This is a genomic window from Vibrio sp. 1CM24A, assembly GCF_023161725.1.
GTDB lineage: Bacteria > Pseudomonadota > Gammaproteobacteria > Enterobacterales > Vibrionaceae > Vibrio > Vibrio coralliirubri.
On the sequence record NZ_JALNTS010000007.1, the window covers coordinates 194122 to 217473 of the forward strand.

22 protein-coding genes are annotated in these 23352 nt (G+C 45.0%); 18 read left to right on the forward strand and 4 right to left on the reverse strand.

Annotated elements, in window-relative coordinates:
* Nucleotides 1-91: 91 nt before the first annotated feature.
* The 5 genes from rpsO (at nt 92) to MSG38_RS16740 (ending at nt 5895) form a co-directional block, all read left to right on the forward strand.
* Nucleotides 92-361, forward strand: coding sequence for a 30S ribosomal protein S15 (gene rpsO / locus MSG38_RS16720; RefSeq protein ID WP_010436144.1), 270 nt, complete (start codon nt 92-94; stop codon nt 359-361).
* A 378-nt stretch (nt 362-739) separates the two neighbouring features.
* Nucleotides 740-2860, forward strand: a complete 2121-nt coding sequence (pnp, locus tag MSG38_RS16725) for a polyribonucleotide nucleotidyltransferase (RefSeq protein ID WP_019819855.1) — start codon at nt 740-742, stop codon at nt 2858-2860.
* Between the two features lie 124 nt (nt 2861-2984).
* Nucleotides 2985-3908 carry a lipoprotein NlpI gene (gene nlpI, locus MSG38_RS16730; RefSeq protein WP_048605659.1) on the forward strand — a complete coding sequence of 308 codons (924 nt, stop codon included), beginning with the start codon at nt 2985-2987 and terminating at the stop codon, nt 3906-3908.
* A 153-nt stretch (nt 3909-4061) separates the two neighbouring features.
* Complete coding sequence (locus tag MSG38_RS16735; RefSeq protein WP_017056675.1) at nt 4062-4469, forward strand: MarR family transcriptional regulator; 408 nt, start codon at nt 4062-4064, stop codon at nt 4467-4469.
* 88 nt (nt 4470-4557) lie between these two features.
* Complete coding sequence (locus MSG38_RS16740; RefSeq protein WP_137001811.1) at nt 4558-5895, forward strand: MATE family efflux transporter; 1338 nt, start codon at nt 4558-4560, stop codon at nt 5893-5895.
* An 85-nt stretch (nt 5896-5980) separates the two neighbouring features.
* On the opposite strand, the gene MSG38_RS16745 is transcribed toward MSG38_RS16740, so the two are convergent.
* The 3 genes from MSG38_RS16745 to MSG38_RS16755 form a co-directional block, all read right to left on the reverse strand.
* Nucleotides 5981-6859 carry a U32 family peptidase gene (locus tag MSG38_RS16745; RefSeq protein ID WP_017059237.1) on the reverse strand — a complete coding sequence of 293 codons (879 nt, stop codon included), beginning with the start codon at nt 6857-6859 and terminating at the stop codon, nt 5981-5983.
* 18 nt (nt 6860-6877) lie between these two features.
* Nucleotides 6878-7891, reverse strand: coding sequence for a peptidase U32 family protein (locus MSG38_RS16750; protein WP_017059238.1), 1014 nt, complete (start codon nt 7889-7891; stop codon nt 6878-6880).
* A 168-nt stretch (nt 7892-8059) separates the two neighbouring features.
* Nucleotides 8060-10099 (reverse strand): bifunctional diguanylate cyclase/phosphodiesterase, encoded by a 2040-nt coding sequence (locus MSG38_RS16755; protein WP_017068226.1) that lies wholly within the window; start codon nt 10097-10099, stop codon nt 8060-8062.
* A 216-nt stretch (nt 10100-10315) separates the two neighbouring features.
* Between MSG38_RS16755 and MSG38_RS16760 the strand changes: the two genes are divergently transcribed.
* The 12 genes from MSG38_RS16760 (at nt 10316) to deoD (ending at nt 21415) form a co-directional block, all read left to right on the forward strand.
* Nucleotides 10316-10885: an SCP2 domain-containing protein gene (locus MSG38_RS16760; RefSeq protein ID WP_157372743.1), complete on the forward strand. Its 570-nt coding sequence runs from the start codon at nt 10316-10318 to the stop codon at nt 10883-10885.
* A complete protein-coding gene (locus MSG38_RS16765; RefSeq protein WP_248402252.1) occupies nt 10869-11372 on the forward strand; it encodes an N-acetyltransferase in 504 nt (167 codons plus the stop codon). The genes MSG38_RS16760 and MSG38_RS16765 overlap by 17 nt, the downstream gene beginning before the upstream one ends.
* A 136-nt stretch (nt 11373-11508) precedes the next feature.
* Nucleotides 11509-11907: a DNA polymerase III subunit psi gene (locus MSG38_RS16770; RefSeq protein ID WP_050633587.1), complete on the forward strand. Its 399-nt coding sequence runs from the start codon at nt 11509-11511 to the stop codon at nt 11905-11907.
* Nucleotides 11900-12355, forward strand: coding sequence for a ribosomal protein S18-alanine N-acetyltransferase (rimI, locus tag MSG38_RS16775; protein ID WP_048605649.1), 456 nt, complete (start codon nt 11900-11902; stop codon nt 12353-12355). Before MSG38_RS16770 ends, rimI begins: the two co-directional genes overlap by 8 nt.
* A 137-nt stretch (nt 12356-12492) precedes the next feature.
* Nucleotides 12493-14073: a peptide chain release factor 3 gene (gene prfC / locus MSG38_RS16780; RefSeq protein ID WP_017059244.1), complete on the forward strand. Its 1581-nt coding sequence runs from the start codon at nt 12493-12495 to the stop codon at nt 14071-14073.
* A gap of 106 nt (nt 14074-14179) precedes the next feature.
* The gene (locus MSG38_RS16785) at nt 14180-14335 is read left to right on the forward strand and encodes a DUF5363 family protein (protein ID WP_248402253.1); all 156 of its coding nucleotides are present in this window, start codon (nt 14180-14182) and stop codon (nt 14333-14335) included.
* The gene (locus tag MSG38_RS16790; protein WP_248402254.1) at nt 14316-15128 is read left to right on the forward strand and encodes a TatD family hydrolase; all 813 of its coding nucleotides are present in this window, start codon (nt 14316-14318) and stop codon (nt 15126-15128) included. Before MSG38_RS16785 ends, MSG38_RS16790 begins: the two co-directional genes overlap by 20 nt.
* A gap of 204 nt (nt 15129-15332) precedes the next feature.
* The gene (locus tag MSG38_RS16795) at nt 15333-16595 is read left to right on the forward strand and encodes a NupC/NupG family nucleoside CNT transporter (RefSeq protein ID WP_017058833.1); all 1263 of its coding nucleotides are present in this window, start codon (nt 15333-15335) and stop codon (nt 16593-16595) included.
* 522 nt (nt 16596-17117) lie between these two features.
* Entirely contained in the window at nt 17118-17894 is a 777-nt protein-coding gene (deoC, locus tag MSG38_RS16800; RefSeq protein ID WP_010436196.1) for a deoxyribose-phosphate aldolase, read from the forward strand.
* A gap of 110 nt (nt 17895-18004) precedes the next feature.
* Nucleotides 18005-19333, forward strand: coding sequence for a thymidine phosphorylase (deoA, locus tag MSG38_RS16805; RefSeq protein WP_048615578.1), 1329 nt, complete (start codon nt 18005-18007; stop codon nt 19331-19333).
* 76 nt (nt 19334-19409) lie between these two features.
* Nucleotides 19410-20630: a phosphopentomutase gene (locus MSG38_RS16810; protein WP_248402255.1), complete on the forward strand. Its 1221-nt coding sequence runs from the start codon at nt 19410-19412 to the stop codon at nt 20628-20630.
* Nucleotides 20631-20695: 65 nt separating this feature from the next.
* Nucleotides 20696-21415, forward strand: coding sequence for a purine-nucleoside phosphorylase (deoD, locus tag MSG38_RS16815; RefSeq protein ID WP_017063285.1), 720 nt, complete (start codon nt 20696-20698; stop codon nt 21413-21415).
* Nucleotides 21416-21544: 129 nt separating this feature from the next.
* On the opposite strand, the gene MSG38_RS16820 is transcribed toward deoD, so the two are convergent.
* The gene (locus MSG38_RS16820) at nt 21545-22156 is read right to left on the reverse strand and encodes a YtjB family periplasmic protein (protein ID WP_076655999.1); all 612 of its coding nucleotides are present in this window, start codon (nt 22154-22156) and stop codon (nt 21545-21547) included.
* A 109-nt stretch (nt 22157-22265) separates the two neighbouring features.
* On the opposite strand from MSG38_RS16820, the gene serB reads away from it, so the two are divergent.
* Nucleotides 22266-23246, forward strand: a complete 981-nt coding sequence (gene serB, locus MSG38_RS16825) for a phosphoserine phosphatase (RefSeq protein ID WP_017058828.1) — start codon at nt 22266-22268, stop codon at nt 23244-23246.
* Nucleotides 23247-23352: the final 106 nt, after the last annotated feature.

Here is a 23352-nt window from a genome sequence, read left to right on the forward strand (position 1 = left end):
GACAAACTTCCCTATAATCCTCGGCTCGCGTAGCGGCTGAATCAGAGATTGGCTGCTACAAATATAAACTTACTCTTATCAGGAGAGAATTATGTCTCTGAATGCAGAAACTAAAGCAGCAATCGTTGCAGAATACGCACAATCTGAAGGCGACACAGGTTCACCAGAAGTACAAGTAGCACTACTTACTGCTTCTATCAACCACCTACAAGGTCACTTCAAAGCGCACAAACACGATCACCACAGCCGTCGTGGTCTACTACGTATGGTTTCTAGCCGTCGTAAGCTTCTTGATTACTTGAAAGGCAAAAACCTTGCTCGTTACCAAGACCTAATCAAGCGTCTAGGCCTACGTCGCTAATAGCGATGTCTGCAAAGACAGTTTGAAGAAAAGGAGCATTTATGCTCCTTTTTTTGTGCCTGTAAGAAAATGCTAGGCTGGATGCTCAGAATATCATCTGGCTTTTTCTGATAGGAAATATATCTCCTAATAAAAATAGTTTATACTACGCCCGCCTATAGCGTTTTCAGCGTTTGGCAATCAACCTCTCAAGAGATTACAGTCACAGATGTCGGCCAATAGGTCGCGACTATTCAAAGGCGGATTTGGTCCTAATTCGGCGTATGAACTCATACAAAGAGTCACCATCCTAAGTCCCTTTTCACTAGTCGCGATTGGTAATGTCTTGAGTCATTATTCACTTAATCTAAAGTCTGACTTTAGAGCTAAGGATATACAATGTTTGAAAAACCAGTTGTAAAATCGTTCCAGTACGGTAACCACACCGTTACTCTAGAAACGGGCGTAATTGCACGTCAAGCTACTGCTGCTGTAATGGCGACTATGGACGATACATCAGTATTCGTTTCTGTTGTTGCTAAGAAAGAAGCAGTTGCAGGTCAAGACTTCTTCCCACTAACAGTAAACTACCAAGAGCGTACATACGCTGCGGGTAAAATCCCTGGTGGTTTCTTCAAGCGTGAAGGTCGTCCATCTGAAGGCGAAACACTAACAGCTCGTCTGATTGACCGTCCAATTCGTCCACTTTTCCCAAGTGCGTTTAAAAACGAAGTTCAAGTTATCGCTACGGTTGTTTCTATCAACCCTGACGTAAACCCAGACATGATCACTATGATCGCAACGTCTGCTGCACTTGCTATCTCTGGTGCTCCATTCAATGGTCCTATCGGTGCTGCACGTGTTGGTCACATCGACGGCGAATTAGTTCTTAACCCATCAAATACTGAGCTTGAAAACTCTAAACTAGACCTAGTTGTGTCTGGTACAGAAGGCGCAGTACTTATGGTTGAATCTGAAGCAGATAACCTATCTGAAGAAGAAATGCTTTCAGCTGTTGTTTACGGTCACGACCAACAACAAGTTGTAATCAAAGCAATCAACGAGTTTGCTGCTGAAGTTGCAACTCCATCTTGGAACTGGGAAGCACCAGCAGTTAACACTGAGCTTAAAGCTCAAGTTGCTGAACTTGCTGAAACTCGTCTATCTGACGCGTACCAGATCACTGAGAAAATGGCTCGTTACGAGCAAGTTGGCGCAATCAAGAACGACGTTGTTGAAGCTCTAATTGCACAAGACGAAAACCTAGATGAGCGCGAAATCCGCGGCATGCTTGGTTCTCTAGAGAAAAACGTAGTACGTAGCCGCATCATCGCTGGCAACCCACGTATCGATGGCCGTGAAAAAGACATGGTTCGTGCGCTAGACGTACGTACTGGTGTTCTTCCACGTACACACGGTTCTTCTCTATTCACTCGTGGTGAAACTCAAGCACTTGTTACTGCAACGCTTGGCACACAACGTGATGCTCAAATCATCGACAGCCTAATGGGTGAGAAGAAAGACAACTTCCTTCTACACTACAACTTCCCTCCATACTGTGTAGGTGAAACTGGTTTCGTTGGTTCTCCTAAGCGTCGTGAAATTGGTCACGGTAAGCTTGCTAAACGTGGTATCCAAGCAGTAATGCCTTCTGTTGAAGAATTCCCATACACAGTTCGTGTTGTATCGGAAATCACAGAATCTAACGGTTCTTCTTCAATGGCTTCTGTATGTGGTACATCTCTAGCTCTTATGGATGCTGGTGTTCCAATCAAAGCTTCTGTTGCGGGTATCGCAATGGGTCTTGTTAAAGAAGGCGACGATTTCGTTGTTCTTTCTGACATCCTTGGCGACGAAGATCACCTAGGTGACATGGACTTTAAAGTAGCAGGTACTAACGCTGGTATCACTGCACTTCAAATGGACATCAAGATCGAAGGTATCACTAAAGAGATCATGCAAATTGCACTTAACCAAGCGCAAGGTGCACGTAAGCACATCCTTTCTGTAATGGATGAAGCTATCTCTGGTGCTCGTGAAGATATCTCTGAATTCGCTCCACGTATCCACACAATGAAAATCAGCTCTGATAAGATCAAAGATGTTATCGGTAAAGGCGGCGCAGTTATCCGTGCTCTTTGTGAAGAAACGGGTACTACAATCGAAATCGAAGACGATGGCACAATCAAGATTGCTGCTACTGAAGGCGCAGCTGCTAAAGAAGCTATCCGTCGTATCGAAGAGATCACAGCTGAAGTTGAAGTTGGCCGCATTTACCAAGGTAAAGTTGCTCGTCTAGCTGACTTCGGTGCATTCGTTACTATCCTTCCAGGTAAAGATGGTCTAGTACACATCTCTCAAATCGCTGACAAGCGCGTTGAGAAAGTGTCTGACTACCTAACTGAAGGTCAAGAAGTTCCTGTTAAGGTTCTTGAAATTGACCGTCAAGGCCGTGTACGTCTAAGCATGAAAGAAGCAGTTGAAACGCCAGCTGAAGGCGAAGCACCTGCTGCTGAGTAATTCTCAGTGTGTCGATGGTGATATCGCTTTTTAGTGATTTCTAACCTATCGTCAACAAAGCATGTTATAAAGGGGAGCATATCGCTCCCCTTTTTTATTGCGGTCATAACAGGAGTAATTATTTGTGAAATGGTTTCAAACCGCGAGTATGTGTTTACTGCTTGTACTAACAGGTTGTGCGACAACATCAGATAACACCTCACGTTGGGTTTATCCACCGATGGCTGTACCACTGCAACCAAGCGTTCAGCAAGAAGTTCAAATTGCACGTCTTAGTCAGTTATTACAGCGCCCAGATTTGAACGATGAAGTTCGAGCTAAGATGCTGTTTGAACGTGGTAACTACTACGACAGTGTTGGCCTGCGTGATCTCGCGCGTCTCGACTTCAACCAATCTCTTTCATTAAACCCTGCTCAACCTGATATCTTTAATCTTTTGGGTGTTTACTTTACGCAGGTAGGGGAGTTTGATGCGGCTTATGAATCTTTTGATTCTACGTTAGAGCTTGATCCTGCAAACTCTTACGCAGAAAGAAACCGCTCTATCGCGCTTTATTATGGCGAGCGTTACGACTTAGCCAATGAAGAGATGATGAAGCACTATGCCGATGATCCTAGCGATCCGTTTCGTGCTCTTTGGTTGTACATCATTCAGCATGAGCTAACGCCAGAGCAAGCTAAGCTTGATTTACAAAAACGTTACGAGAGCCGTGATGAGCAGTGGGGCTGGGTATTAGTCGCGATTATGCTTGATGACATTACTGAAGAGCAGGCTTTCAAGGCGATCTTAACCGGTACTCGTGACAACACGCTACTTGCGCAGCGCCTAACAGAGACGTACTTCTATCTTGCTAAGCGTTACCATATGAATGGTGACTACGCGAATGCTATCTCGTTGTACAAGTTAGCGGTTTCTTTTAACGTGTATGAATACGTAGAACACCGTTACTCTTTCTTAGAGTTAAGCCGTATTTTCACCACGCTTAAAGCCGAGCACTTAGCACAAGTTAAGCTGGCTGAGGCCGAAGAAGAAGCCAACGCTAAGTAAGCAACACATTTTGATTCCGAAAAGCCGCTGCCTGTCAGCGGTTTTTTTATGCTCCTTTTTTATGATCTTCATCTCGTTTTGATTGCTTTTTATTTAAACAACATTAAAATAGTTAGCCTTGCTAACTAAATGCTATTCTTTGATTAGGTGAGTATGCTGAACCAGAATTTAGAAAAGATTGAGCGCTTCGCCTCTAAGATATGGCGCACTCAGGTAAATGAAGATCCTATTTGCCAATTGAGCTTCAATGAGTATGACTATTTAAAGGTCATTCAAGCCTCTCCTGAACCGATTCGATTGACTGATCTTGCGATTGAAATGCAAGTAACCAAACCTTCAGCAACCACTATGGTTCAAAGGCTTGAGAGAAAGGGGCTTGTGGAGCGTAAAGCTTCGCTCGAAGATGCTAGGTCTAAGTTGGTCGTATTGACCAGCAAAGCTGAAGTGGGCTTGGAAGAAGAAAGTAAGATCTATCAGGTCATGGCACAGATACTGGAAAGTCGTTTGTCTGAGCAAGAATCTCAGCAGCTAAACCTATTATTAAATAAAGCTTTGAAGTAAATATTTAGATATTTAGTTAGCCTTGTTAACTAATTTTTCGAGTCATATCTTGTTGATATGCGACTCACAAATGAAAGTAGAGTAAGAAATGAGTAACTCAATTAGTCGCCAGTTTTGGCGATACACAATCCCTACTGTGGCAGCCATGTTGGTTAATGGCCTGTACCAAGTGGTGGATGGCATCTTCATCGGCCGCTATGTGGGGGCTGATGGACTTGCAGGTATCAATGTTGCGTGGCCTGTGATTGGTTCGATTCTCGGTATTGGTATGTTGGTGGGTGTGGGTACAGGTGCGCTTGTCTCAATTCGCCAAGGTGAAAAAGATACTCAAGGCGCTAAACAAATCTTAGCAACGGGCTTAACCTTGTTGTTAGCGATAACGCCTATTGTCTCTGCATTGTTGTTCTTGTTTGCTGATAACTTCTTGCTTTGGCAGGGCGCTGAAGGGCGAGTGTATGAACTTGGCCTGCAGTACTTACACATTCTGATTGGTGCCAGTGTCTTCACGTTAGGTTCGATCGCGATGCCGTTTTTACTGCGTAACGATGACAGCCCGAACTTAGCGACGATACTGATGATTGTTGGTGCAGTAATTAACATCGTGCTCGATTACCTGTTTATCGCTCTCTATGGCTGGGAGTTGATGGGCGCAGCATTAGCAACAGCGATTGCCCAGTTTGTGGTAACAGCTCTCGGCTTGGCTTACTTCTTCTCACGTCGAGCAAACCTACGTTTACGTTGGAATGAGTTGAGACTGAAGCTGGATGTGATTCCACAAATCTTTGCGATTGGTACATCAAGCTTCTTTATGTACGCTTATGGTTCGATGATGGTGGCGCTGCACAATGCGTTGTTCTCTCAATATGGCGACCAGTTGATGATTGGCGCTTACGCAATTTTGGGCTACATCGTGACGGTTTATTACCTCACGGCTGAAGGTATCGCCAACGGTATGCAACCATTGGTGAGCTACAACCATGGTGCGCGTAACCAAGCGAACATCCGTAAGTTACTTAAGATTGCGATGATGAGTTCGGTATTGATTGGTGTGGCGTTCGTGCTGCTTCTGAACGCGTTCCCACGTGAGTTTGTATCAGTATTTAACTCAGACGAACCTCAGCTAGTTGAGTACACCGTGCTGGGTATTCGACTTCACATGTTTGCACTGGCGCTAGATGGCTTCTTGGTAGTCGCAGGTGCTTACTATCAAGCAGTGAACAAGGGCAGCAAGGCGATGTTTGTGACGATAGGTAACATGCTTATCCAACTGCCGTTCTTGTACATTATGCCTAAGTTGTATGGTGTGCCGGGGATCTGGATTGCGTACCCACTGTCTAACATCGCACTAAGTGTGGTGGTGATGGTAATGCTCTACAAAGATATAAAGAAGCTCGATGCCTCACCGATGGAAACCGCGACGGCATAGGTCGTGTTTCTTAAGTCGAATTAAAAAGGTCTAGCGAATGCTAGACCTTTTTTGTATCTGTTGCTGGTTAGTTCGATGCGAGGAACTAGATGTTCTTAACGTCTAAACCTGCAAGCTGATGCCAGTAACCATTACATTGGCGGCTTTCAATCTTCATCGGTTTTTGACCTTGCTCGTTAGCTCTGAAGTTATTGATTTCAGAGAAGGTATCGATGCCGAGTGGGCTTAAACGAACCACATCAACCAAGTCGTGCATGTTTGGCAAATCATTGACTAGGTTGTAGCAGTAGCCTGATTGCGTCTGGATACCGTTAAGGTTGAATACCGATTGGCCTTCTTGGCTTTCTACTTGTAGCCCTGTTGGGTACTTGATACAGCAGGTTTCGCAATCGTCTTTAGCTTTGTTTTCCGCGCGAGCGGTAAAGCAGCGTGCCGAGTAAGCAAGCGGCAGGTAGCCGTGGCTAAACACTTCAACTTCGAACTTGTTACGAATGTTTAGCTCTTCGCACTGGGTCATTACGTTGCTTAGCCATTCGCGAGAAAGCTCAACCGGCATACACCAACGCGTCATGCCTTGTTTCAAGAACAGGTTCAGGGTGCGTGCGTTGTAGGTGTTTACTGCCGGGCCAACCACGAAAGGTACTTTGCTTTCGCTGGCCAGTTGAATGGCAGATACATCATTGGCTTCAATCGCAAAGTCACCGTTATCAATGTACTTCTTCATGATGTTGACTTCGCTTGGTGCTTCGAGCAAAGCCATGGTCGAGAGGACTACTTGCTTACCTGAAGCAGACAGCTCTTTGGCAATGTCCATCCAGTGTTTCGCTTTCATCTCACGACGTTTTGAACACACAGCTTCACCTAAGTAGATGATGTCAGCAGAGCTTGATTTCGCTTGCTCATAGAAGCTTTCAACGTCTTGTTTTGGCCAAAAATAAAGTAGAGGGCCTAATGCGTATTTCATTGAGTTCTCCATTTGGCTCTATTGCCATTTACGGTGATAAGCGCCAAGCGTGGTTTGTGTACCTTCCGATACATTCGCCAGTGTCGCGTTCCAAGCTTGTTCCACTTGGTATTGTTCTGGGTTCGCTAAGTAGCGATCGATAGCTGCGCGCCAAGTGCGAGTGACTTGTTCAACATAAGCAGGGCTGCGTTGGCGACCTTCAATCTTCACTGAGGCAACGTTCGCCGCGAAAAGCTCAGGCAACATGGATAGCGTGTTGAGGCTAGTTGGCTCTTCAAGTGCGTGATAGCGCTTACGTTCACCATCGATATCTGCTTCAAAGCGGCCTTTACACAGCGTTGGGTAACCTGCGTTTTCACCTGCTTCATATTTATCGATAAGGATTTCGTTCAAGCGAGATTCGAGGCCTGTTTCTGTTTCTTGCCAGCGAACGTATTTCGCCGGAGAACAAGCACCAACGGTGTTTGGTGATTCGCCTGTCATGTATGAAGAGAGGTAACAACGGCCTTCTGCCATAATACACAAGCTACCAAAAGCGAATACTTCAAGGTCAACGTCAGAAGTGATATTACGAGAAAGCTGTTTGACCTGATGAATCGACAACACACGCGGTAGTACGACACGCTTAACGTTGAAGTTTTTATGGTAGAAGTCGATAGCTGCCGCATTGGTTGCAGATGCTTGCACTGATAGGTGCAGTTCTAGATCTGGATACTTATTTGCTGCGTACTCAAGCACCGCGATGTCTGCGATGATCAGCGCATCAACACCCAGTGCAGCGGCGTTGTCTACGGCATTGGTCCAACGGTCGAAGCCATTTGGGTGAGCAAATGTGTTTAGGGCAACATGAATTTTCTTGTTGTGGTCATGCACATACTGCACAGCACGATCGAGCTTTTTACCCGCAAAGTTTAGGCCTGCAAAGTGTCGGGCATTGGTATCGTCTTTGAATCCGATATAGACAGCATCCGCACCACAATCAATAGCGGTTTTCAAAGCAGGTAAGTTACCCGCTGGGCATAAGAGTTCCATTTGCTCACTACCAGTAGAATTAAGTTGAAGCGAGCATTTTATGAAGAATTGTGAATGACGGAATTGATGTAAGGCAGGTTTAGATGGATAAATCTGCTTTTACTCCGTTTGAGGTACTGACGAGTGACCGTTTTACATGTTGGCTTGGTTTAAATATGAGGTACTTGATTAGTTCTTATGACGGCGGTTTTGGGCAAACAACTCTTCGACATCTTGTTTTGGTTGCGGACGGTAAAAGTGGAAGCCTTGAATCGAACTACAGTTGAGGTTAGACAGCAGAGTCGCTTGCTCACTGGTTTCGACACCTTCAGCAACCACAGTTAAATCGAGAGATTTACCTAGGTTGATGATGTTTTCAATTACGGTGATTTGCTTTGGCAGGGTATCGATATCAGAGATGAAAGCTCGGTCTATTTTAAGCTCATCAATTGGGAAGCGAGCAAGGTAAGACAGTGAAGAGTAACCTGTACCAAAATCATCAATGGAGAGAGCAAAGCCAAGTTTCTTGATGGCGTTAAGCATTTGAAGTGTGTGTTCACTATCACTCATTACCGCGCTTTCCGTTAGCTCAAACGTAATCGCACTTGGATCAAGCTCGGTCGAACGCAGTAATTTTTCCATGTAATCAATCAGCTTTGGATTACCAAACTGTTCTGGTGAAAGGTTGATCGCGACACGACCTGGAAGGATACCTTGCATCTTCCAGCGCTTAACCGTAGCAAATACTTCACGCATTACCACTCGGCCAAGTTGTTCGATAAGACCAGCTCGCTCCGCCACAGGAATGAACGCAGCAGGACTGATATAACCTTCGACAGGATGCTTCCAACGTACCAGAGCTTCAGCGCCGTTGATGGTGAAATCACGCGCATTTACCTTAGGTTGATACCAAACCTCAAGTCCATTTTGTTGCAGCGCTTTTTGTAGCTCTATCTCAAGCCACAGTCGCATGCGCGCTTCTTTGTTCATCTGTTCGTTGAACTTGATTAGGCGGTTGCGACCACGATCTTTCGCTTCATACATTGCTGTGTCTGCATTCTGTAGCAAGATACGAGCATCAGTACCATCTTGAGGAAAGCTCACGCTACCAATCGAGCAGGCTAAGCGCTTACTAAAGTGGTGAAGATCGAAGGGTTGGTTGATCAGGGAGATGATCTTTTCAGCGAGCATTTCAGGTGTTCGCTGATGTTCAGGTTCTGGCAGGATAATACCAAACTCATCCCCGCCTAAATGTCCAATCACGGCCTTACGAGGCAGTAAGCGTTTAAGACGCGAAGCGACCTCTTTAATCACCTTGTCACCGATGTGATGACCAAGTGAGTCATTGATATTCTTAAAGTTATCAATATCTAAGTAGAGCATCACCACCGGCGTATCGTTGTGAATGAACTGCTCAAGACGCTTAGTAAACCCAACTCGGTTGTAGAGCTTGGTCAGTGCATCGATGTAGGCATCTTCACTGTTTGCCGGTGTGTATTGTTTTGCGGTTTCTTGTGCGTCTTGGATAAGCACTAATTGAGTGTTGCTTCCAAGAACAGTGGTGGAGTCGATGTTGAGCTGAACCTTACGTTCAAAGCCGCATCGTGCACCCGTTAAGCAAACCAAACCAGACTCAGAAATAATTGAGCTGAGGTTATTATTGAAGACTGTTTTGGTTTGTTCATCGATAAATAGGCGCCCCAACTCTTCGCCAATTAACTCTGTGGTAGAGTTAAAGCCTAGCAAGCGTGCTGCTGCTGGGTTGGATGACAAAATGTAGTCACTTTCAACGAGCAGTAATCCATCTGGAAGTAGTTGAGATAGCTTGTGGAATTTGGCTTCGGACTCTTCTAAAGAACGGACAAGTACTTGGTTTTCTGAAGTGTCGAAGGCGTGAAAGACGATGTAGTCGGTTTTGTTGCCATTGGTAAGCGGAGATAGGCTGAAATGAAGGCTGGTATCGAGGTCAGTTTCGTTGAGGGTGACTTCGGCCTCAATCGTTTCTCCACTGAATGCACGCTCATAGTAAGGCTTGAGATGTTGGTAGAACTGTTCGCCCAATGTTTGGCGGTCATTCATGCCTGCAAGCTCTGTTTGACTTAAACCAGCAATATCGCAGTAACGCTCATTCACCATAAAATAGTTATGTTGAGCATCAAGTACTGCAAAAAAGAACGGACTATTTGCAGTTAGCTGGGTAAACCAATGTTGTAGTTGCTGGGGAGGCATCAAAGTACTACCAATTCTCCAAGAGCTTGAATATTCACTATCGATAAATACTTATTACTTTTTGTGTGGTTATCGATATTTACCTGTGAGTGCAGCGATCCGCTGTAATTCTCATTACCTGAGTTACTATAACTGTGATTTTCAGGATATTAAAGGTCGAGTATCAAACAGAAGTTAATTTGATACATAACAGTAACTGAGATCTCAACATCATCTATGATGCATTCCATATTATTGACAAAGTTACGGATAAGTCACGTGATAAACAAGATTCGCACTCAACTAGTTCAAAATGCCGCATCAATTTTGCGATCTCCAGTCCAGTTATTGCCTAAAACAGTACAAAAAAGAGCCTTATTGGAGGCGCTTAAGAATGTCTTCAAGGAAGCTTTAGAGGACGGTGACTTTGAGTTTTTAGAAGACAAATGGCTGAAAGTCTCAATAAAAGACATGGGGTTAAGTTGGTGTATTAGCTACGAAAATGAGCAACTGGTTGTAGCTGATGAAGAGGTGGCTGAAGATGTAAGCTTTAGCGGCAATCTTAACGATCTTGTGTTGATTGCGGGGCGTAAAGAAGACCCAGATACGCTTTTCTTTCAACGTAGACTGTCTATTGAAGGCGATACTGAGCTCGGTTTAGAAGTTAAAAACTTGATGGATAGCGTAGATTTGGACTTATTGCCGACTCCTATGAAAACTTTGTTAAATCAATTAGCTGATTTTGTGCAGAAGGGAGTACAATCCCCAGATACACAAAGTGAGGTAATGAATGCTTATTCGAACTGAAGCACCGGCAGATATACTTGTCATTGATCGTTTATTGAAATCTGTTTTTGAAACAGATGCAGAAGCTAACTTGGTTATGAGCTTGCGTGAGAATAGCCATTTAACGCTATCGCTGGTGGCTTGTTCTGATGAAGGTGAGGTGGTTGGTCACCTGATGTTTAGCCCTATCACTCTTGATGGCGACGATCATAACTGGCAAGGGCTTGCGCCTCTCGCTGTGAAAGAAGAGTTCCGCAACCAAGGCATTGCAAAATCTCTAGTTGAAGATGCGTTTTCCACTTTGGCTGATTTTGGTTACCCCGCTTGCGTTGTGTTGGGTGATCCTGCTTATTACAGCCGCTTTGGTTTCAAGGCTGCGAGCGAGTTTGGCCTGAGTTGTGTTTGGGATGTGCCTGAAGGTGCTTTTCAAGCGATTGAATTGGTAGATGGTGCGTTTGCAGGATATGCTGGTGAGATAGCTTACAGCCCAGAGTTCAACGACTTATAAGCTGATTTATTACGCAATAAGATACAAACTGATTTAGTCTAAATAAAGGAGCTTGATGCTCCTTTATTTTTTGTTAGTATCAGCCCAGTTCTAATAAGCTTCGGCTCTAATCAACTTAAGGTTACTACCGCTAGATATGTCACAAACACACGCGCAATACCTACAAGAGATGGGCATTAGCCAATGGGAGCTGAGTCACCCAGAGCGTTTAGCGGGTTATGAATCTGAATTGACTCCGCTCTCTAACGATTGCAAGTTACTGTTGGTTTCGCCTGAAAAACCCCAGGAAGATCTCGCCGTGATGTTTGAGCGAGTACTCAAAAGTATCAAGCTCGACTTATCTCAGGCTTTACACCTTCAGCCACAACACTTGTCTACTGTGGATTTAGGTTCGGTTGAGTGGGTATGGTTTGCTGGTTGCGAGTCGCCTCAAGAGCTGAAGGCTAAAACACTTCAATCGCCATTACTGTCTGACATTAACGGTAACAACCAACACCGCCGCGACTTATGGCAACAAATTTGTGCTTATGACTAATCAATTTTTACCGACTTCACAACAACACCTAGACGCCATTTGGAAGATAGAGCAGGCCGCGCACTCTCACCCTTGGTCTGAAAACATGATCCGAGATCTTGATAGCCGAGGCGCTTGTCATCATGTGCTTGAAGTCGATGGGCAAGTGGTCGGGTACTTCTTCGCGCAAAACATCGTTGGCGAAGTCACATTGCTTAATATCGCGGTAGACCCAAGCCAGCAGGGTAAAGGGTATGGAAAAGCGTTAACGGAACATTTCCTTGATATGTGCGAACAAGCTGGTGCGGAAAGCGCTTGGCTAGAAGTTCGCGAAAGTAATGTGAATGCGTTTAATCTTTATGAAAAGGCCGGCTTCAATGAAGTTGATCGCCGTCGTAACTATTATCCAACTAAGCAAGGCAACGAAGACGCCATCATTATGAGCTATCTTTTTATGTCGTTTAGCTAAGCAGAGAGTACGCGAAAAATAGGGTGTAAACTGACCCTTTAGAAAGTGACACGCTTTCTGTATAATCCGCACACAGAATTCAAGGGCAAGTATCATCTACTTGCCCTTTTTACGCTTTAGATCAGCAAAGGGCGACTATGTCTTTCCAACAAGAAGTGAGCAAACGTAGAACGTTTGCGATTATCTCTCACCCGGATGCGGGTAAAACCACGATTACTGAAAAAGTTCTTTTATTCGGAAACGCGATTCAAAAAGCGGGTACCGTAAAAGGCCGTGGCTCTAACCAGCACGCTAAATCTGACTGGATGGAGATGGAAAAAGAACGTGGTATCTCGGTAACTACGTCGGTAATGCAATTCCCATACAATGATTGCCTAGTAAACCTACTAGATACTCCAGGACACGAAGATTTCTCGGAAGATACGTACCGTACGCTAACAGCGGTTGACTCATGTTTGATGGTTATCGATGCTGCGAAAGGTGTCGAGGATCGTACTCGTAAACTAATGGAAGTAACGCGTCTACGTGATACGCCAATCGTAACGTTTATGAACAAACTTGACCGTGACGTTCGTGACCCAATGGAAGTGCTTGATGAAGTTGAGAGCGAGCTAGGTATGGCTTGTGCTCCAATCTCATGGCCAATTGGTTGTGGTAAAGAGTTTAAAGGTGTTTACCACATTCACCGTGATGAAACGATCTTGTATGAATCTGGCCACGGCCACGAGATCCAAGAAGTTCGCATCATCAAAGGTCTAGATAACCCTGAGCTAGATGAAGCGGTAGGTGCTGATCTTGCGGAAAGCGTACGTGAAGAGCTAGAGCTTGTTATCGGTGCTTGCCCTGAGTTTGATCACGAACTGTTTCTTGCGGGTGAATTAACGCCGGTTTACTTCGGTACTGCATTAGGTAACTTTGGTGTTGACCACATGCTTGATGGTCTAACGAAATGGGCTCCAGCTCCTCAAACGCGTCAAGCGAACGAGCGTGATGTTGAAGCGACAGAAGAGAAGTTTTCTGGTTTCGTCTTTAAGATCCAAGCAAACATGGACCCTAAACACCGTGACCGTATCGCATTCATGCGTATCGTGTCGGGTACTTACAACCAAGGTATGAAGATGAACCATGTTCGTACTGGTAAGAGTGTAAGTATCTCTGATGCGGTAACCTTCATGGCGGGCGACCGTGCACGTGCTGAAAAAGCATACGCGGGTGATATTATCGGCCTACATAACCACGGTACTATCCAGATTGGTGATACCTTTACTCAAGGTGAGAGCCTTAAGTTCGCTGGTATTCCTAACTTCGCACCTGAGCTATTCCGTCGTATCCGTCTACGCGATCCACTTAAGCAGAAGCAACTTCTAAAAGGCTTAGTTCAGCTTTCAGAAGAGGGCGCAGTACAAGTATTCCGTCCTATGCAGAACAACGATCTGATCGTTGGTGCGGTTGGTGTACTTCAGTTCGACGTGGTTGTAGCGCGCTTGAAAGCGGAATACAACGTAGAAGCTATCTACGAAGGTGTTAACGTTGCAACAGCTCGCTGGGTTGAATGTGATGACGCTAAGAAACTAGAAGAATTCAAACGTAAGAACCAATCTAACCTTGCGCTAGATGGCGGTGACAACCTGTCTTACATCGCACCAACTATGGTGAACTTGAACCTAGCTTCTGAGCGTTTCCCTGAAGTTCAATTCCGAGCGACGCGCGAGCACTAATAACTTCCGCGCTCTATTCGAGTTAAACAAAAACGTCTATTGTTCTGCAATAGGCGTTTTTTAATGCGTTTTATTTAAGGTTTAGAGGCTGAGGTTAGAGGCAGTTATGTTCAGTTGGATAAAAGCTTGGATTAAGAAATACGATAAGTGGTGTGAAGAGCTTGGCTTAACGCCTGAGAACAAGCGCAGTTGTGTTGCTTATCGTCGTGATCCTCAAGGGAAACAAATGGAGAGTAGGGAAGATGACACAGCAAATAAGTGACTTTCCGCTGTTTGATACTCATTGCCATGCGGATTTTGAGGCGTTTGAGCAAGGTTTTACACCTGATCAAGCTATTGATGGCTATCTTAAAGAAGCGAAACAAGCCCAAGTTGAGAAGCTGCTGATTCCTTCTATTGGCCAAAGTAACTGGAGGAAGCTCGATGAAATCGCTCAATCTCACCCCAATATTTACTATGCATTAGGCTTCCATCCTTACTTTTTAGAGCAGGCCAATGACGAACAATTTTCGGAACTTCGCCAATTACTCGCTTCCAAAAACAGCCAATGTGTCGCGATAGGTGAGTGCGGGCTCGACTTTTTTGTGGACGTTGAACGAGAGAAACAAGAGCGTTTTTTCATCCAACAAATGGAACTTGCCAAGGCGTTTGACCTGCCTTTAATCATCCATGAGAGGAAGTCTTATAACCGACTTATTGAGTTGTTAAAGCAACACAAGTTTACTTTTGGAGGGGTGATTCACGGTTTTTCAGGGAGTGAACAGCAAGCTTTAGCGTGGATCAAGCTCGGTTTCTATATTGGCGTCGGTGGAACGATAACTTACCCAAGAGCGCAAAAAACACGCACAACCATCGCAAAACTGCCCCTTGAATGTCTGGTATTGGAAACGGATGCTCCGGACATGCCCATGTATGGAAACCAAGGAAATGTTAATCATTCCAAATATTTAGTTACGATCTTAAATGAACTTTTTTTGCTTAGAAAAGAGCCAAAGCAATCGATTGCAGCGCAAATTTGGCAAAATAGCCATCGCGCATTCGGTATATGTGAATAAAATCGAAGGTTTTTGTTTATCGTTTGCGTAAATTGCACTGAGCTTGTGATTTGGGTCACATTTGCGTGTGAATGGTACATGAATCTTCTACGAAAGTGTGAGGACGGCATTACTTTATTAGTGGTCGCATGAGTATAATTGCCTCCGCTTTATAGCCCCATTTTGTAACACGCCAATAAATAACTAATAAGGAAGTCATAAACTATGAGCCTGTTTATGAGCCTAGTCGGAATGGTTGCACTGATCGCAATCGCAGTACTACTATCTGACAACCGCAAAGCTATTAATCTAAGAACAGTGGGTGGCGCTTTCGCTATCCAATTCGCACTTGGTGCATTCGTACTTTACATCCCTTGGGGTCGTGATCTACTTGCAGGTTTCTCTGCTGGTGTAGCAAACGTGATCGACTACGGTAAAGACGGTACTGGTTTCCTATTCGGCAGCCTAGTTAACTTCTCAGTTGACGGTATCGGTTTCATCTTTGCTTTCCAAGTACTACCAACTCTGATTTTCTTCTCTGCACTTATCTCTGTACTTTACTACATTGGTGTTATGCAAATTGTAATCAAAGTTCTTGGTGGTGGTCTTCAGAAAGCTCTAGGTACTTCTCGCGCCGAGTCTATGTCTGCAGCAGCAAACATTTTCGTTGGTCAAACTGAAGCACCTCTAGTTGTTCGTCCATTTGTTCCTAAAATGACTAACTCTGAACTATTCGCAGTAATGTGTGGTGGTTTGGCTTCTGTAGCTGGTGGTGTACTAGCAGGTTACGCATCTATGGGTGTACCTCTAGAGTACCTAGTTGCAGCGTCATTCATGGCAGCACCTGGTGGTCTACTATTCGCTAAAATCATCAAGCCTGAAACAGATACGCCAGACGACAACATCGCTGACGAAATGGACGGTGGCGATGACAAACCAGCTAACGTTATCGACGCAGCAGCAGGTGGCGCATCAGTTGGTCTACAACTAGCACTTAACGTTGGTGCAATGCTACTAGCATTCATCGGTCTAATTGCTCTAATCAACGGTATCCTAGGTGGCATCGGTGGTTGGTTCGGTATGGAAAACCTAACTCTAGAACTTCTTCTAGGTTGGATCTTCGCACCGCTAGCATTCATCATTGGTGTTCCATGGGAAGAAGCAACTATCGCTGGTTCTTTCATTGGTCAGAAGACAGTTGTTAACGAATTCGTTGCATACCTAAACTTCGTACCATACGTTGGTGAGAACGCTCAAGTTGTTGCAGCAACGGGCCAAGTGATGTCTGAGAAGACTCAAGCTATCATCGCATTCGCACTATGTGGTTTCGCAAACCTTTCTTCTATTGCGATTCTTCTAGGTGGTCTAGGTGGTATTGCACCAAGCCGTCGCCACGACATCGCACGTATGGGTGTTAAAGCGGTAATTGCTGGTACTCTATCTAACCTGATGGCAGCAACAATTGCTGGCTTCTTCCTGTCTTTCTAATTAGTTAGAAATCGATATATAGACGCCATAATAATATCGCCCCGTAGCAAGAAATTGCTGCGGGGCTTTTTTGTTTTTAGGCCTAGTGATTCTTTGAGATGAGCATAAGCATCAGCTTGAAGTCGATAATGGGTCTAGAATGTTTTTTTGAGATACAAACCGTTTGCGTTCTAAGGAGCACTACAATTTATTGATGGATACCTATAATGTATAAGCTAAAGGGATAGGATGTCTCTGTTGGCAAGAAAGTAACCTCGAAATCAACTCGAACGTTATTCTTCTGGGATTAAGCCAAAATTAGCGATACGCTATAGATGTTAGACACAACATGACTGATTTGTTGTGCCATAGACCAAACTGGTACTGTGCGGTGACAAGGATTGCAATTGGTAGCGAAAGTTATCAAGTCTTCAGGGAACCAAGTCCGTTCATTTGTGGCTACTGAGCATTACTAAAATATCCATCTATACTGGATGGAGGGCGAAGTAGTTAACTATTTGAATATATTGATCGGAGATAGAAATGAGCGATTTAAAAGCAGCAGCTCTACGTGCACTTAAACTTATGGACCTAACTACGCTAAATGACGACGACACTACTGAAAAAGTAGTGGCACTTTGTCATGACGCGAAGACTGCAGTAGGCAACACCGCTGCAATCTGTATTTACCCTCGCTTTATCCCAGCAGCTAAGAAAGCGTTGCGTGAGCAAGGTACTCCAGAAGTACGCATTGCGACTGTAACTAACTTCCCTCATGGTAATGACGACATCGAAATTGCTGTTGCAGAAACAAAAGCAGCGGTAGCGTACGGCGCAGACGAAGTTGACGTAGTATTCCCATACCGTGCTCTTATTGCTGGCAACGAAGAAGTTGGCTTTGAGCTAGTTAAACAGTGTAAAGCAGCTTGTGGTGACATCACGCTTAAAGTGATCATCGAAACAGGTGAACTGAAAGAAGAAGCACTGATCAAGAAAGCTTCTCAAATCTGTATCGAAGCAGGTGCAGACTTCATCAAAACTTCAACAGGTAAAGTGCCAGTAAACGCGACTCCAGAGTACGCGCGCATGATGCTTGAAGTTATTCGTGACATGGGCGTTGCTAAAACAGTTGGTTTCAAACCAGCTGGTGGCGTACGTACTGCTGAAGATGCAGCACTATACCTAGCAATGGCTGATGAGCTACTAGGCGCTGAGTGGGCAGACAACATGCACTACCGTTTTGGTGCTTCAAGCCTACTAACTAACCTTCTTAATACATTAGAAGTGACAGACCAAACTGCTGATCCAGCAGCATACTAATATCCCAATCGGGTGTAACAAGATTTAGTCTGTTTGATGGAGTGGCGTTAAGTCACTCCACATTACCTCTTTCCCTACAAACCATACTCACTAGAGTTTGGGAGGAACTAATGTATCTACCTCAAGAAATTATTCGCAGAAAACGTGATGGCGAAGTCCTAACAGCTGAAGAAATTAACTTCTTCATTCAAGGCGTAGCTAAGAACACGGTTTCTGAAGGTCAAATTGCAGCATTTGCAATGGCTATCTTTTTTAATGAAATGACGATGCCAGAACGTATCGCACTAACGTGTGCAATGCGTGATTCAGGCATGGTGATTGACTGGAGCCACATGAACTTTGATGGCCCAATCGTTGATAAACACTCTACTGGTGGTGTTGGCGACGTTACTTCTCTGATGCTTGGCCCTATGGTGGCAGCATGTGGCGGTTTCGTTCCAATGATCTCTGGTCGTGGTTTAGGCCACACTGGCGGTACGCTAGACAAGCTGGAATCTATTCCGGGTTACAACATTACACCAACCAACGATGTGTTCGGTGAAGTAACGAAAGATGCTGGCGTGGCTATCATCGGTCAAACAGGTGATCTAGCTCCTGCTGACAAGCGTGTTTACGCAACTCGTGATATCACAGCAACAGTCGATAACATCTCGCTGATCACGGCTTCAATCCTATCTAAGAAACTGGCCGCTGGCCTTGATTCTCTAGTGATGGACGTAAAAGTAGGTTCAGGCGCATTCATGCCGACTTATGAAGCCTCTGAAGAGCTAGCGAAATCTATCGTTGCAGTAGCAAACGGTGCGGGCACTAAAACAACGGCAATCCTAACGGACATGAACCAAGTACTGGCTTCTTCAGCGGGTAACGCAGTAGAAGTTCGTGAAGCGGTTCAGTTCCTAACGGGTGAATACCGTAACCCTCGCTTGTTAGAGATCACTCTAGCATCGTGTGCTGAAATGCTGGTGCTGGGTAACCTTGCAAAAGATTCAGACGAAGCGCGCGAAAAACTGATGGCAGTACTGGATAACGGTAAGGCAGCAGAGTGCTTCGGTAAAATGGTAGCGGGCCTTGGTGGTCCAGCTGATTTCGTAACGAACTACGATAACTACCTAGAAAAAGCAGACATTATTAAGCCAGTGTACGCGTTAGAAAGCGGTGTGGTATCAGCAATGGATACTCGTGCAATTGGTATGGCTGTGGTTGGTATGGGTGGCGGTCGTCGCGTAGCAACTGACAGCATTGATTACGCAGTCGGTTTTGATCACTTCATTCGCCTAGGTGAAGTAGCAAGTGAAGATAAGCCATTAGCAATGATTCATGCTCGCAACGAACAACAGTGGCAAGAAGCTGCAACGGCATTACAAAATGCAATCACTGTGGGCGGAGAATATACAGCAACGCCAGACGTTTACCGTCAGATTCGTTCTGAAGACGTGTAAATAACAGATATCGGCATGCCTAGTGTATGCCGATAAACAGAGTTCTGGTGCAAAGAGCAATAAGTTGGTGAAGAAAATGAAAAGAGCATTTATTTTAGTTTTAGATTCATTCGGTATCGGTGAAACAGCGGATGCGGACAAATTTGGTGATGTAGGTTCTGACACTATGGGCCACATCGCAGATCATTGTGACCAAGGTCTTGCAGACAATGCAGATCGTAAAGGTTCACTGACACTGCCAAACCTGTCTAAGCTAGGTCTAGCGATGGCTCACAAAGAGTCTACAGGTCGTTTTGCTCCTGGTATGGATGCAGACGCTGAGATCATTGGCGCTTACGGTCACGCTGCTGAGCTGTCTTCTGGTAAAGACACGCCATCAGGTCACTGGGAAATCGCGGGTGTTCCTGTACTGTTTGACTGGGGCTACTTCACCGACAAAGAGAACAGCTTTCCAAAAGAACTGACTGACCGCATCCTTGAGCGTGCAGGCCTGTCTGGTTTCTTGGGTAACTGCCACTCATCTGGTACGGAAATCCTAGATAACCTAGGTGAAAAGCACATGAAGACTGGCTTGCCTATCTTCTATACTTCTGCAGACTCTGTTTTCCAGATCGCTTGTCACGAAGAGACATTCGGCCTGCAAAACCTATTAGACCTGTGTCAGATTGCTCGTGAAGAGCTAGAAGATTACAACATTGGTCGTGTTATCGCTCGTCCGTTCATTGGCCCAGGTAAAGGTCAATTCGAACGTACTGGTAACCGTCGTGACCTTTCTGTTGAGCCACCTGCAGCCACCATTCTTCAGAAGTTGGTTGATGAGAAGGGCGGTAACGTTCACTCAATCGGTAAGATCTCTGATATCTACGCGGGTTGTGGCATCACTCAGAAAACCAAAGCAACAGGTATCCCTGCGCTATTTGAAGCAACCAAAGAAGCGATCAATGAAGCGGGCGACAACACCATCGTGTTCACTAACTTCGTTGATTTCGACTCAGCTTACGGCCACCGCCGTGATGTTGCTGGTTACGCAGCGGCACTTGAGTACTTCGATGGTCGCATCAATGAAATCATCGATATGATGAAAGAAGATGATGTGCTTATCCTAACCGCTGATCACGGCTGTGATCCTACATGGCCAGGTACAGACCATACTCGTGAGCACATCCCTGTGATTGCTTACGGTCAGAAGGTTCCAGCCGGTTCTTTAGGCCGTCGCGATACATTTGCTGATATTGGTCAAAGCTTAGCGTCATACTTTGGTACATCGCCAATGGGACACGGTACAAGCTTTCTATAATAGTTAACGAAGAGAGAGGGAAACCTCTCTCTTCTTTTTTTGTTTTGAGATTAAGGATATTTTCAATGGCTACTCCACATATTAATGCTGAAATGGGTGATTTCGCTGACGTAGTTTTAATGCCAGGCGATCCGCTACGTGCGAAATACATTGCTGAAACCTTCTTAGAAGAAGTGGTTCAAGTGTGCGACGTTCGCAACATGTTTGGTTACACCGGTACTTACAAAGGTCGTAAGGTTTCGGTAATGGGACACGGTATGGGCATTCCATCTTGTTCTATTTACGCGACTGAGCTGATCAAAGACTTTGGTGTGAAGAAGATCATTCGTGTGGGTAGTTGTGGTGCAGTGAGCGAAGATATCAAAGTGCGTGATGTGGTGATCGGCATGGGCGCATGTACTGACTCTAAAGTGAACCGTATTCGCTTTAAAGATCATGACTTTGCAGCGATTGCGGATTACAAAATGGTGCGCGCGGCAGAAGATGCAGCCAAAGCTCTCGGTGTCGGCGTAAAAGTCGGTAACCTGTTCTCGGCTGAGTTGTTCTACACGCCAGATCCAGAGATGTTCGAAGTAATGGACAAATACGGCATTGTTGGCGTAGAGATGGAAGCAGCTGGCATCTATGGTGTATGTGCTGAATACGGCGCAAAAGCTCTAACGATTTGTACTGTTTCTGACCACATCAAGACTGGTGAGCAAACGACATCAGATGAACGTCAAACGACTTTCAACGACATGATGGTTATCGCACTAGACTCAGTGTTGCTTGGTGACCAAGAATAATCTTGATTTGTTTTAGCTTGATAAGTTAACAGATAACAAAAAGCCCCGTTGCTGCCTGAGCGTCGGGGCTTTTTATTGGATTGCGATATTTATTCTCAATCTAGTGTCTTTATTGTCAGCCTAGTGTGTTTATGAGCTTACATTCTTCAACAGTAAGTTCTCACCAGACTTAGTCGGTCTTCTGCGAATCAGCATGATGAACAACACGCCACTCACAAACCCCATCAACACCATACCGATCATGTAGCGATCACTTTTTCGGTAGTGGTGATCAGAAATCGCCGTCATCTTCCCGGTTTCAAAAGTCACTCGAATAAAGCCGATGATCGTCTTCTCTGGTGAATAAATAGGTTCAACTAATTGTTGTCTGCCGATACTTGCTGTTGAAAGTGGCGTATCTAAGCCAAGAACCTCACGTACCGAGAGGGCTTTTTCACTCGAAGCCAGTCGAATACCCTCTGCATCATAGATGGTGGTATCGAACACCAGTCGGTCTTGAGATAGCTGGTTAGTCAGATCAAGTAATCGCTCTTGGTCTTGTTGCGTGATCATCTTGCTGGCTGAAAGTGATGCCTGAGAGATAAGCAGCTTGGTAAGAGTTTCCAACTGTTTTGCTTGGATCTTCTCGTTACCTTTACTGATCACGACCGTATTTTTAATCGTTACAACGAACATGGTAGCCAACAAAATGAGGGCTAGCATTCGTAAAGCGTTACGTATTGAGAACAATGATTCATTCATGTTTCACGAAGCCTGAAATAAACAAATGTTATGATTAAGACATATTGAGACTTGCGTTTTCAAATTGCAATAGGTTAACGTTTAGCATAGTTAATTAGGAATCATACACATGGACGCTCAGAAATATCTGCCGATAAAAAGGCATACCACATTATTAACTCGACTCCCCGAGACTCGTTTCGCTTCTCAACTCGCTAAATCCAAGGCCAATTGGATTGTGTTTGGTGAGTACTTATCTCCACAATCTTTCGATGACATCGACTTTTTCACTGGCACTTACAACACCATCCTCGATACGTGGAAGGTTGGGCATTATGAAGTGGCTTTGATGTCAGGCAATCTAACGCCAGCACACGAAGAAATCCTCCAAGCGCTAAAGCTTGATTATGCTTGCCTTAGCGAGGTCCCAGACTTATCTAAGCCAGGTTTGATCGTGATGGATATGGATTCTACAGCGATTCAAATTGAATGCATTGATGAGATTGCTAAGCTAGCTGGAGTGGGTGAGTTAGTCTCTGAAATCACAGAACGAGCGATGCAAGGCGAGCTCGACTTTGAACAGAGCCTGCGCCAACGAGTAGGAGCACTGAAAGGTGCGGATGAGTCGATATTAGAGCAAGTGCGTCAGTCATTGCCATTCATGCCAGATTTGGTCGGGCTGGTGAATACTCTGAATAAGCTTGGCTGGAAAACAGCGATTGCATCAGGCGGTTTTACTTACTTCTCTGACTACCTGAAAGATACCCTTGATCTTGACCACGCTCAGTCAAACACGCTTGAGATCGTCAATGGTAAGTTGACGGGTGAAGTCTTAGGTGATGTTGTTTCGGCGCAGACTAAAGCGGATATCTTGGTAGAGTTGGCTGAAGAGTACGAATTGGAACTGCACAATACCGTTGCCGTTGGTGATGGTGCCAATGACTTGGTGATGATGGGTTCTGCAGGGTTAGGCATTGCCTACCACGCAAAACCAAAAGTAGAGCAGCAAGCTCAAACCGCTGTGCGTTACGCAGGTTTAGGCGGGGTGCTGTGTATCTTGTCGGGTGTATTGGCTAAGCAGCAGAAGATCAGCTGGCAAGCGAAACCTTAGGGGTTCTACCTGAGTGCTATTGGCTATGTATCTTATTTAGCAATAGTGGCTCAGATACAAAAAAAGCAGGCTATCAGCCTGCTTTTTCTATTTTCATGCTTAAGTT